Annotated in this window: 11 protein-coding genes; 3 read left to right on the top strand and 8 right to left on the bottom strand. The window is 66.9% G+C overall.

Annotation, left to right across the window (positions count from 1 at the left end; all coding sequences use genetic code 11):
• Positions 1–159 precede the first annotated feature (159 nt).
• Positions 160–1170 (top strand): alpha/beta hydrolase family protein, encoded by a 1011-nt coding sequence (locus CMO28_RS04730; RefSeq protein WP_296710429.1) that lies wholly within the window; start codon positions 160–162, stop codon positions 1168–1170.
• Between the two features lie 252 nt (positions 1171–1422).
• Here CMO28_RS04730 and CMO28_RS04735 read toward each other — a convergent pair whose 3' ends face one another.
• Positions 1423–1650 carry a hypothetical protein gene (locus tag CMO28_RS04735; protein WP_296710432.1) on the bottom strand — a complete coding sequence of 76 codons (228 nt, stop codon included), beginning with the start codon at positions 1648–1650 and terminating at the stop codon, positions 1423–1425.
• 733 nt (positions 1651–2383) lie between these two features.
• Here CMO28_RS04735 and CMO28_RS04740 point away from each other — a divergent pair.
• Positions 2384–2545 (top strand): hypothetical protein, encoded by a 162-nt coding sequence (locus tag CMO28_RS04740; RefSeq protein ID WP_296710435.1) that lies wholly within the window; start codon positions 2384–2386, stop codon positions 2543–2545.
• 9 nt (positions 2546–2554) lie between these two features.
• Here the strand turns inward: CMO28_RS04740 and CMO28_RS04745 are convergent, their stop codons facing one another.
• The 3 genes from CMO28_RS04745 to CMO28_RS04755 form a co-directional block, all read right to left on the bottom strand.
• A complete protein-coding gene (locus tag CMO28_RS04745) occupies positions 2555–3568 on the bottom strand; it encodes a nucleotidyl transferase AbiEii/AbiGii toxin family protein (RefSeq protein ID WP_296710437.1) in 1014 nt (337 codons plus the stop codon).
• Positions 3561–4154, bottom strand: a complete 594-nt coding sequence (locus CMO28_RS04750; protein ID WP_296710455.1) for a DUF6088 family protein — start codon at positions 4152–4154, stop codon at positions 3561–3563. The genes CMO28_RS04745 and CMO28_RS04750 overlap by 8 nt, the downstream gene beginning before the upstream one ends.
• Before the next feature lie 114 nt (positions 4155–4268).
• A complete protein-coding gene (locus CMO28_RS04755) occupies positions 4269–4958 on the bottom strand; it encodes a pyridoxamine 5'-phosphate oxidase family protein (protein ID WP_296710440.1) in 690 nt (229 codons plus the stop codon).
• Between the two features lie 116 nt (positions 4959–5074).
• Between CMO28_RS04755 and CMO28_RS04760 the strand changes: the two genes are divergently transcribed.
• Positions 5075–6037, top strand: coding sequence for a LysR family transcriptional regulator (locus tag CMO28_RS04760; protein ID WP_296710442.1), 963 nt, complete (start codon positions 5075–5077; stop codon positions 6035–6037).
• 31 nt (positions 6038–6068) lie between these two features.
• On the opposite strand, the gene cydX is transcribed toward CMO28_RS04760, so the two are convergent.
• The 4 genes from cydX to CMO28_RS04780 all read right to left on the bottom strand — a co-directional run bounded on the left by cydX (position 6069) and on the right by CMO28_RS04780 (position 10737).
• Complete coding sequence (gene cydX / locus CMO28_RS04765) at positions 6069–6176, bottom strand: cytochrome bd-I oxidase subunit CydX (RefSeq protein ID WP_062762083.1); 108 nt, start codon at positions 6174–6176, stop codon at positions 6069–6071.
• A gap of 28 nt (positions 6177–6204) precedes the next feature.
• Entirely contained in the window at positions 6205–7359 is a 1155-nt protein-coding gene (cydB, locus tag CMO28_RS04770; protein WP_014747268.1) for a cytochrome d ubiquinol oxidase subunit II, read from the bottom strand.
• 6 nt (positions 7360–7365) lie between these two features.
• A complete protein-coding gene (locus CMO28_RS04775) occupies positions 7366–8964 on the bottom strand; it encodes a cytochrome ubiquinol oxidase subunit I (protein WP_296710450.1) in 1599 nt (532 codons plus the stop codon).
• A gap of 87 nt (positions 8965–9051) precedes the next feature.
• The gene (locus CMO28_RS04780) at positions 9052–10737 is read right to left on the bottom strand and encodes an ATP-binding cassette domain-containing protein (RefSeq protein WP_322111292.1); all 1686 of its coding nucleotides are present in this window, start codon (positions 10735–10737) and stop codon (positions 9052–9054) included.
• Positions 10738–10855 lie beyond the last annotated feature (118 nt).

A 10855-nucleotide genomic window follows, 5' to 3' on the forward strand; every position in this document is an offset into this window, starting at 1 on the left:
CGGGCACAGCTTGTCGCTTGATAAACGGAACGTGGTTCCGTATATCTCGGTCTCAGACGGAACGCGGTTCCGTTTATAGCCGGATCGCAGTTCCGTTTCCTGTTCTACAGGCGAAGCCAGCCCTCCCGCCAGCCCCTCCTGACCGAAGGCGTCTCTCCCATGTCCGATCTGATCCAGGCGGCCCGGCATCTGCCGGCGCGCCCAGCCCTTCCCACCCTGTCGGTGGCCCCGATCCACATCCCCGTGCCCGGCCGGCCGCGGCCGCTGGCGCTGCGCGTCACCCTGCCGGCGCCCACCCTGCCGGTACCGGACGGGGGGAGCGATCCTCTGCCGGTGGTTCTGCTGTCTCACGGCCACGGGCCGTCGCTCTACCTGTCGTCGCTGGATGGGTATGCGCCGCTGGCGGGTTTTCTGGCCGGGCAGGGGTTTCTGGTGATCCAGCCCACCCATGCCAGTTCACGATCCGGCGGCCTCGGCGCCGATGCGCCGGGCGCGCCGCTGTTCTGGCGGATGCGGGTGGCCGAGATGACCGCGATCCTCGACCGGCTGGACGAGATTGCGGCCCTGATCCCCGGCGCGCCCCCGATCTCTGGTGCAGCCCCGCGGCCGGACCGGGACCGCATCGCCGCCATCGGCCATTCCATGGGCGGCCAGACCGTCGGCATGCTGCTGGGGGCGCGCCTGACCGACCCGACCGACCCGGCGGCGCGGGATGTGAACCTGATCGAGCCGCGGATCCGCGCCGGGGTGCTGCTCGCCGCCCCCGGCCGCGGCGGCGATGGGTTGAGCGCCCATGCCGCCGCCGCCTGGCCGGCGCTGAACCCCGATTTCAGCCACATGACCACGCCCTCGCTGGTGGTCTGCGGCGAGCTGGACGACAACCCGCATCTGACCACCATGGGCCCCGCCTGGCATGCCGACCCCTTCCACCTCAGCCCCGGCGCCCGCGCCCTGCTGACGCTGGCCGGCGCCGGCCACGGCCTGGGCGGCATTGCGGGGTATGATGCGAAGGAAACCGACGACGAAGACCCCGACCGCCTGGAAACCACCCGCCGCCTGACGGCGGCCTGGCTGCGCTCCACCCTCGACCCCACCCACCCGGTATGGGAGCAGGCGGTGGCGGCGCTGCGCGCGCATGCGCCGGGGTTGGGGTGGGTGGAGGGGCGGTGAGGTGCCATCCACGGCGATCCGGCAGCAACGGGGCGCCGGTCAATATCCGTTCACGACGATTTCCAGCATGTGAACAGCTGGCGCCATTGCGAGAGAAACAATAACGCTCGCAACCACCTTAAGTGTCAGGTTCCCATTATAATGCCTGGTGTCGCGTCCTCATCTGGCAGCGAATCAAGTATGTCGTTCGCATCATCTTCGTCAAAATCAAGGTCATGTCTTCCCGCGGCCTCAGGCGGCCGCGGGCTTTTTTCAGCCGGCAGGTTCATCGAGCTTCAGCTTTTCACGCGCGTTGTGAAAATATTCACGGATGCGCACAGCATCCCTGACTTTCCCCGAGATCCTGCTACCGGGCGTGATGTCCACAAAGCCGGGGCCGGCGGCAACCATGCTGACAGTCGTCCAGAAGCCTTCACCCCTCGACACATATTGTGAAGAGCTGGCGGCACGCCGACGCCGTGTAGCGACGTTCTCAGCCATCGTATCTTCTCCTCACGACTTCTAAAAGCCGGGAACGTTGGCAACGGCCGCGGGTGTGGCTGGCATGAGACCAACGGAGATGCCAGCGCGGCCCCGAGAGAAAACGATGAGCGCAGTGGCTCCGAGATTCGGGGCGGGCCGTTACTTACTGGAGCCACGGCTTCATCATGCGTCGTGCCTTTTCCAGTTGGGTACTTATATGAGCGCGCGGGGCGTTCTTGGAGACAAGGAAAGCAGACATATCAGCCCTTGCCTGTGCCCATGGTATGCCCTGTGAGCGAAGGCACGTAAGATATTCAAAAGCCCTTTCCTCATCTAGGGGATGCTTTGAAAATTCCAGATCATCTACCCCAAAGCACTGTGAGATTAAGTTATTACAGCTCATTTCTTGCCTCGAATTTCATACAAAGCAGGTTTTGATTGTATATTTTGTTGCAGATGGTCGATCCAAAGCCAAGCCGACAATTATCCGAATTCTTGGCGTTGATGGTGGGGTACTGCGGGGTGAATTCACTGTCTGGCTTAGCCTCACGTGCCTCCTTATGTCATTTCGTTCTCTGGCCGATCCGAACTTCTTCCATCTTTGGCAGTCTGGCTAAGATTCTGTTAGGTCGTCAAGCGCTTCAACATTCTGGACATGGTGATGGGGCCGGGTTGACAGTTTACGGAACCCCCTCGCCTTCAACTTTCGTCCACCGCCGTCTCGCCGATCTAGATGCCGAACCTTTCGAAGATGAGCTACGTCAGATCCTTGAGCCGCGAACGCAACATTACCCGCCTGGGCAGGCCTGCGACCGCTTTTTTCTACCAGCGCCTCATGCTCGCCAGCGCCCGGATCCGGACCCCGGTGCAGGCGCTGGGGCAAACCACGCAGCACACCGCGTCTGAAAACTGACGTTGGGCCTCAGGGGCTCCTGTTGGCGCGCGCCTGTATGTCGGCACATCGGGCCATCAGCGTCTCGAACGGTTCTGCATCGTCGAAGAGCAGACCGTCCTCGACCATTCTGGCGTAGTCCTCTTTCAGGGCCTTCGCAGCGTCCCCCGTCGGCACCAGCTTCAGACCGCCATTGATGGCGGCGTCATAGTCGATCGGTGTCCGATCGGCGGCCTTTTCAGCAAAGAACATCCCTTTGTGTCGGGCAACACTGCCGGCCAGGTCGCGCTTTTCGAAGGCAGCCTCGGCCAGTCCGGCATCATCCAGCCGGACGATATCGTGCCAATGTCGCGCGAAGCGATCTCCACGCAGTCGTTCCTGCAGACAGAACACATGGATTGCCGTCGCTTTCTCCCAGAACGTCCGTTCGGCATGCATGACGCGGGGGCGCGCTGTGGGAAATGTCAGTTCGGCGATCAGCTCCGAGGCATCGCAGACAATGTCGCGGGAGCTTGCCGGTTCGCCCGTCGAGCGTGCGCCGAATTCCAGCATGACGCTGGGGGCGACATAGCCCGATCCGGTGCTGGTCGGTTCATAGTCAATGAAGAGCTTCTCGCCGTCGATCCGGACGGTGGCGGCAAGATCTTCTGCCGTCAATGCGGCCGTGACGATCGGTCCGACGACGGTCTCCACCCAATGTGGCAGTCGTCGGCGGACCTCGGCTGACCAACGCCTCTCCTCGCTCCGGGTCTTTGGCAGGGCTTCGCCATCTTCGCCTGCCAGATCTGGCACAATCGCCCGAATGTCGTAGGTCAGGTCGACGTCCTCGGAAAACCGGCGGATGGCTCGATAGACTTTCGACAGCGATGTGCCGCCTTTGAACACCAGATCCGCGCCGAGCGGCGCGGCGTAGAGCGCGTGCAGTGCCCAGACGACCCAGACATCCTTTTCGAGAAGATGCGCAGGCCGCCCCGACCGTTCTGCCGCGACACCCAGGGCGTCGCGCCGGTCGCCAGCCGACAGTTGCAGAAAACGCTCAGCCATGGGCCACCTTTCCCACATGCTGCGCAAGCCATGTCGGCAGCTGTGGTGCGGCCGCGACCAGTTCGCCGAAGGTGCCGGGCGGCATCTTTCGTTTCAGGGTTTTGAGGGCCGCTTCCGCTTTCTCGGGGCCGAGCCAGGCCAGCGCCCGGACGGCCTGCCCCGCCGGCCGGTCGGCCAGCACCAGTTGCCAGCGCGGCGCATGCCGCAGTTCCACCACCTGTTTGCCAAGCTGCATGTTCCGGCTGCGCCCCGAGGTCAGATAGACCGGCCGGACGGGAACCTGCGTCGTCAGCCCCAGGGCGTTTGCCGCCGCGGCACCGTTGGAGGCGATGATCTCCCCGTTTCGGGCTGCGACGGCCCGGACCGTCTGCTCCACCGAGGGTGGGCGGGTGCCGAACCGGCTGCCGACGGGATGAAGATAAATGCCCCGACTGGCGCGGATCAGACGACCCCGGGCGGCCAGGCGCGACAGAGCCTGGTCCACCGCTGCCCGATTTCCAAGATGAAGCAGGCTTTTGGCGGATACCGGCGTGCCTTCGGGCAAGCCCGCCGCATGGGCCAGAATGCGTTCGCTCAGCTGGGTCATGGCGCACCTCCTGTCAGAAAAATAGGTAAGTTTCTGACAAAATGCAAAAGGCACGCCCGAGGCCCATCCCTGAAAAAAACACCGCCGCAGCCCGAAGGCCACGGCTTTCACCCGTCACTTCCGCCATTCCCCGTCTCTCATCGCATCGTCCCCGGGGGACAAGACCCCGTCGCCCCTTGCGGCCCCGCCTTGCGTCTGAAGCGCCGCCCTCAGCGCCGCATTCTCCGCCTCCAGTTCCGCGATACGGTCCCGGACCGGGCGCAGGGCTTCGGTCAGCTCCGCCTCGGTGAAGCGGGGGGTGATGTATTGGGGGCAGTTCCAGTCGAAGGCCTCCAGATGCAGGCGGATGATGCGTTCGGCCTTTGGGGTCGTGGCGCCCGGCACCCGGGCGGTCAGGGCCGGATCGGCATCCAGCGCCACGATCTCGGCCCGGGCATAGATCTTCAGCCGTGCGCGGCGCGGATAGTCCATCAGGAAGAGGCTGACCCTGTCATTCGTCGACAGGTTGCCGAGGCTTATGTATTGCCGGTTGCCGCGCTGGTCGGCGAAGGCCAGGCTGCGATCGTCCAGCACGGTCAGAAACCCTTGGGGCCCGCCGCGATGCTGAACATAAGGCCAGCCGGTTTCCGAGGTCGTGGCCATGTAGAAACTGTCCCGGCTGGCGATGAAGGCCGCTTCCTGGTCGGTGAACCGGTCGAACGCCCGGTGTCCCTTGAAATCCTGCCAGAGATGCGCGACGCCCAGCCGGTCCTGCGCCGCCCGCACGGCCGGCGTCATCGCGATGTCGAGAAAGCCGTACCCCATGATCCGTCCCTCCGGCTGCGGATGGTTCATTTTCTGTCATTCATGAGGTAACAGGCGGCAGGCCGTGCAACAATCGGCGGAATACGGCGAGCATCTCCCCGGGTTTTGAGGAAATCATGGACCGTCTGGAAGCGATGGGGTTCCTTCTGGCGGCGCTGGAGGCCGGCAGTTTCTCGGCCGCCGCCCGCCGGCTGGGGGTGCCGGCGGCAACGCTCACCCGCCGCATCGACCAGCTGGAACGGGTGACCGGCGCCACCCTGCTGATCCGCACCACCCGCCGGCTGGTGCTCACCGATGCCGGGCAGCGCTATGTCGAGGGCGCGCGCCGCATCGTCGCCGAGGTTCGGGATATGGAACGCGAGGCGGCGGGCGAGTTCATCGAGCCGACCGGCCGGCTGGTGGTCAGCGCGCCGCGCATGTTCGGCCGGCTGCATGTCCAGCCGGTCATTCATGATTTCCTGCGCCGGCATGCGGCGATTTCGGTGGTGCTGCATCTGTCGGACGGCAATGTCGATCTGGCAGCCGGTGCCGCCGATCTGGCGGTGCGTATCGGCGTGCTGCCCGACAGCAGCCTGATCGCCACCCGCCTCGGCCGGATGCGCGTGGTCACCGTCGCCAGCCCGGCCCTGCTCGACCGCCATGGCGAGCCGCACCATCCGGATGATCTGGCCGGCCTGCCCGGTGTGGTGTTCGACATGCCGCCCTCCGACCGCCTGGCGCATGCCCCGGCCCGCAGCCGGGGCCCGGATCCGGGACCGTGCACCGCCACCCGGCTGATCGTCACCGGCGCGGAAGCCGCGGTGGATGCCGCCGTGGCGGGTGTGGGCGTGGTGCGCCTGCTGCATTATCAGGCGGCGCAGGCCCTGGCGGATGGCCGGCTGCGCCTTGTCCTGGAAGCGTTCGAACCCGAACCGGCCCCCGTGCATGTGCTGCACGCCCCGCTCGCCCAGCTGCCGCAGAAGACCCGCTATTTCATCGATTTTGCCAGCGCCCGGATCCGGGCCTCGGTGCAGGCGCTGGCGATGCCGCCAGAGGATGACAAAACCCCGCCGCAACCCATAGGCCGCGGCGGTGCCTGATCGTCGTCGATCCCCGGATGGGGGCGGGCGGTTACGGCTGCTGTTCTGCCGCATCCTCTTTCATTTCGAACCACATCGCGTTCAGCACGGCGAAGGCGCAGGCGAGCGGCAGGCCGAGCAGCCAGGCGAAGTACCACATTGGGTTGTCTCCTTCGTGATGCTTGCGATCAATAGTAGTGGCCGGCTTCGTCGCGGATCGCCTCTTCTTCCACCTTTCCCCACATGATGCGGTAGGCCCAGGCGGTATAGGCCAGGATCAGCGGCAGGAAGATCACGGTCACGACCAGCATGATGAACAGGGTGAGGTGCGAGGACGACGCATCCCAGACCGTCAGGCTGGAGCGCGGATCGATGGAGGAGGGCAGGATGAAGGGGAACATCGACAGCCCGACCGTCGAGATCACCCCGAAGATCGACAGCCCCGAGGCTATGATCGACAGGCCCCGGATCCGGGCACGAAGCCCGATCAGGGTGACGGCGGCGCCCGCAAAGCCCAGCACCGGCGCGATCAGCATCCAGGGGTTGTTGGCGTAGTTCACGAACCAGGCGCCGTCGCCATGGACGACGTCTTTCAGCAGCGGGTTCGACGGGCCGTCGGCCGCCATCGGTGCCGCCAGCGCATAGCCGTCCACCCAGTTGGCCAGCGCCAGCCCGCCGAGCGCGAAGAGGGCGATGGTGGCGACGGCGGCGACGGTGCCGAAATTCCGCGCCCGCTCACCCACCACGCCGCCGGCCTTCAGGGTCAGCCAGACCGCGCCGTGCATGGCCAGCATGGCCACCGACATCAGCCCGCAGAGCAGGGCGAAGGGGTTGAGCAGGCCGAAGAAACTGCCCTCATAGAAGGCGCGGAGCGTGTCGTCGAGCCGGAAGGGCACCCCCTGGAGCACATTGCCGACCGCGACACCGAAGATCAGCGCCGGCACGAAGCCGCCCACGAACAGCGCCCAGTCCCAGGACGACCGCCAGCGGGCCTCGATCCGCTTGGAGCGGTATTTGAACGCCACCGGCCGCAGGATCAGGGCCGCCAGCACCACGAACATGGCGAGGTAGAAGCCCGAGAACGAGACCGCGTAGAGCGGCGGCCAGGCGGCGAAGATGGCGCCGCCGCCCAGGATGAACCAGACCTGGTTGCCTTCCCAGACCGGGCCGATGGTGTTGATGGCGACGCGGCGCTCCACATCGGTCTTCGCCACGAAGGGCAGCAGCAGGCCGACGCCCATGTCGAAGCCGTCGGTGGCGGCGAAGCCGATCAGCAGGATGCCGAGCAGCCCCCACCAGATCAGGCGCAGCGTGCCGTAGTCGATAAGCTCATGCAGGATCATGGCTGGTCACTCCGCCGGGAAGGGCCGGGCGGCGCCACCTGCGGCAGGCAGCGGCGTCGAGGGCGGGACAGGGTCGTGATCGGGCTGCGGCCCCTTGCGGATGGCGCGGAGCATCAGCCCCATCTCGATCACGAACAGCACGCTGTAGAACAGGGTGAAGCCGGCGATGGTCAGCAGCAGTTCCCCGGCCCCCAGGCTGGACACCGCCATGGCGGTGGGCAGCACGCCTTCGATGATCCAGGGCTGCCGGCCAAGTTCGGCCACGATCCAGCCCATTTCGGCCGCGATCCAGGGCAGCGGGATCGCCAGCACCGCGATCTTCAGCAGCCAGCGCTGTTCCCCCAGCCGGTTGCGGGCCGACTGCCAGAAGAACACGCCGGTCAGCAGGATGAAGAAGAAGCCGAGCCCGACCATGATCCGGAAGGCCCAGAACAGCGTCGGCACATGCGGCACCAGATCCCAGGCGGCCTGGTCGATCTGGGCATCGGTTGCAAGCCGGGGGTCGTCGACATAGCGCATCAGCAGCAGGGCATGGCCCATATTGCCGCCATTGGCCTCGAAGGCCTCGCGCACCTCGGGGCCGACCGCATCGATGCTGCGGGCGGCACGGATCTTCTGCAGCGCGTCATAGGCGATGATGCCGCTCCGGATCCGCTCCTTGCCCCTCTCGACCAGATCGTTGATCCCGGGCACTTCGGTATCGAGCGAGCGGGTGGCGATCAGGCCCAGCGCATAGGGGATGGTGATCACGTGATGGGTCTCGCGCCCCTCCTGATCGGGGAAGCCGAGTGCCGTGAAGCCGGCCGGTGCGGCTTCCGTCTCCCACATGCCTTCCATCGCCGCCAGCTTCATGCGCTGGTGTTCGGTCGCCATATAGCCGCTCTCGTCGCCCAGCACCACCACCGACAGCGAGGACAGCAGGCCGAACGAGGCCGCCACCGCCATGGAGCGCTTGGCGAGCAGCACGTGCCTTCCCTTCAGCATGTACCAGGCCGACACGCCGAGCACGAAGATCGACGCGGTGACATAGCCGGCCGAGACGGTGTGCACGAACTTGGCCTGGGCGACCGGGTTGAACAGCACCTCGAAGAAGTTGTCGACCTCCATCCGCATGGTCGCGGGGTTGAAGGCGGCGCCCACCGGGTTCTGCATCCAGCCATTGGCGATCAGGATCCAGAGTGCCGAGAAGTTCGACCCGATGGCCACCGCCCAGGTGGCGCAGAGGTGCTGAACCTTCGTCATCCGGTCCCAGCCGAAGAAGAACAGGCCGACGAAGGTGGCTTCCAGGAAGAAGGCCATCAGCCCTTCGATCGCCAGCGGCGCGCCGAAGATGTCGCCGACGTAATGGCTGTAATAGCTCCAGTTCATGCCGAACTGGAACTCCATGGTGATGCCGGTCGCGACCCCGAGCACGAAGTTGATGCCGAACAGCGTGCCCCAGAATTTGGTCATCTGGCGCCAGATCGCGCGGCCGGTCATCACATAGACCGTTTCCATGATCGCGATCACGATCGACAGGTCCAAGGTCAAGGGCACGAAGAGGAAGTGATAAAGGGCGGTCAGGGCGAATTGCAGCCGTGACAGCGATACGACGTCCAGTTCCATTCGAACAACTCCCGCCGGCCGGACCGGCATTATCCCTGGCCGCATCCCCGGTGGCGGACGATACCGTCCGGGGCGGTGCGGCGGTCGTCAATCCGGGCGGAGCCTGTCGAGCGCCGCCCGGAATTCCGTCTCACCACGCCTGAGATCGCCGGTGATCCGCCCGCCTTCCAGGATCAGAAGCCGGTCGGCCAGGGCGGCCTCCCGCCGCAGATGCGTGACGACGAGTATCGTCTGCGTCTGCGGCAATTCCTTGACCGTTGTCAAAACGTCTGCAGCCGTCCGGGCGTCCAGCCCGTCGGTCGGCTCGTCGAGCAGCAGCAGCGGCGCGTCACGCAGGAAGATGCGCGCCAGCGCCATTCGCCGCCGCTGCCCCGAAGAGAGCCCCTCTCCGCCCTCTCCCAGCCGCTGGCCGAGCCCTGCCGTGTGGTCGCGGACCATCTGCCCCAGCCCCGCGCGGTCGAGTGCGGCCAGCATGCGGTCTGATGTCGCAGCCGGGTCGGCGAGCGCCAGATTGCCGGCCAGATCATCGGCGAACAGCTCGGTCGCCTGGCCCAGCAGGCTGTGCGGCAGCGCCCGGATCCGGCCCCGATCGGGCCGGCGTTCGCCCGCGATCAGCTCGACCAGGGTCGATTTGCCGGCACCGCTCGGCCCCAGCAGCGCCACCCGCTCGCCGCGGGCGAGCGCAAGCGACAGCCCGTCGAACAGCGGCGCCGCCGCGCCGTCATGGGCGAAGCGCAGATCCTCGATCACCAGTGCGGTGGACGCTGGTGGCGGGTCGGCCGCAGGTGGCGGCGGTACGGGTTGGGGTTTCAGCATCGGCAGCAGCCGGCGGGCCGCGATGACCGTGCGGCCCAGGTCGAGCACGCCGCGGCGCAGCGCCGCGAAAGGTTCCATCAGTGCCAGCGACACCAGCACCACCAGCGCCGCCTGCGGCACCGTCGCGATGCCGGCCTGGACCAGCCCGCCCGCCGCGGCAAGGCTGCCGGCCAGCAGCACCGCGCTTGCCGCGCCGAAGCCGGCGGCGGCGGCGGTGTCCAGCCGGTTCAGCCGGTCGTCGGCCAGGGCCAGCCGGGTTTCGGCCGCGGCGGCATGGTCGCGCGCCGCCCCGATCCGCCCGGTCATCAGATGGTCGGTCTGGCCCGCCACCAGATCGACCGTGCGCATGCGCAGGGCTTCCAGCGCCGCCGCCCGCCGCCGGGCCGGCCGGTCGGCGGCCCGGGCCAGCGCGAGCGGCAGGGCGATGCCGGTCACCCCCACCCCCAGCCCCACCCCAACCCCAAGCCGGGTATCGATCAGCGAGAGCGCCAGCGCCGCCAGCGCCGCGGTAATCACCGCCGCCGCCGCCGGCAGCAGCACCCGCAGATAAAGAGTGTCCAGCGCATCCACCTCCACCGTCAGCCGGTGGAGCAGTCTTGCCGGCCGGGCCTTCAGCGCCCGGGCGCGATCGGCGCCGGCATGGGCGCGGAACAGCCGCTCGCGCAGCTCTGCCAGCAGGCCCAGCGTCGCGTCATGGCTCACCAGCCGCTCGCCATAGCGGCCGCCGGTGCGCAGCAGCGCCAGCATGCGGATGCCCGCCGCCGGCCGGAACACGTCAAAAGCGAGTGCCGTTGCAGCGGCACTTCCTGCAGCTGCAGTGGCGGTGATGAACCAGCCCGAGAGCCCCAGCAGCGCCACCCCGGCCAGCACGGTCAGCGCCGCCAGCGCGATGCCGCCCAGCAGCGGCTTGCGGCGCATGCGGAAGAACAGCGCCGCGGTGGCGGCGAGCGCCCGCATCCTGCCCTGTCTGCGCGGTGCGAGGCTTGTATGAATTCCACTCATCGGGCCGTCTCCTGGTAGGATGTTTGGCCTGATAGCCGGGAGAGGGTCGCCGCGTTGCGCTCGAAGGATGATC

It is taken from the genome of Tistrella sp. (genome assembly GCF_002684955.1).
Lineage (GTDB): Bacteria > Pseudomonadota > Alphaproteobacteria > Tistrellales > Tistrellaceae > Tistrella > Tistrella mobilis.

Coding starts and splice junctions, on each gene's coding strand:
- CMO28_RS04730 (WP_296710429.1), top strand. CDS start 160: ATGTCCGATCTGATCCAGGCGGCCCGGCATCTGCCGGCGCGCCCAGCC.
- CMO28_RS04735 (WP_296710432.1), bottom strand. CDS start 1,650: ATGGCTGAGAACGTCGCTACACGGCGTCGGCGTGCCGCCAGCTCTTCA.
- CMO28_RS04740 (WP_296710435.1), top strand. CDS start 2,384: ATGAGCTACGTCAGATCCTTGAGCCGCGAACGCAACATTACCCGCCTG.
- CMO28_RS04745 (WP_296710437.1), bottom strand. CDS start 3,568: ATGGCTGAGCGTTTTCTGCAACTGTCGGCTGGCGACCGGCGCGACGCC.
- CMO28_RS04750 (WP_296710455.1), bottom strand. CDS start 4,154: ATGACCCAGCTGAGCGAACGCATTCTGGCCCATGCGGCGGGCTTGCCC.
- CMO28_RS04755 (WP_296710440.1), bottom strand. CDS start 4,958: ATGGGGTACGGCTTTCTCGACATCGCGATGACGCCGGCCGTGCGGGCG.
- CMO28_RS04760 (WP_296710442.1), top strand. CDS start 5,075: ATGGACCGTCTGGAAGCGATGGGGTTCCTTCTGGCGGCGCTGGAGGCC.
- cydX (WP_062762083.1), bottom strand. CDS start 6,176: ATGTGGTACTTCGCCTGGCTGCTCGGCCTGCCGCTCGCCTGCGCCTTC.
- cydB (WP_014747268.1), bottom strand. CDS start 7,359: ATGATCCTGCATGAGCTTATCGACTACGGCACGCTGCGCCTGATCTGG.
- CMO28_RS04775 (WP_296710450.1), bottom strand. CDS start 8,964: ATGGAACTGGACGTCGTATCGCTGTCACGGCTGCAATTCGCCCTGACC.
- CMO28_RS04780 (WP_322111292.1), bottom strand. CDS start 10,737: ATGCGGGCGCTCGCCGCCACCGCGGCGCTGTTCTTCCGCATGCGCCGC.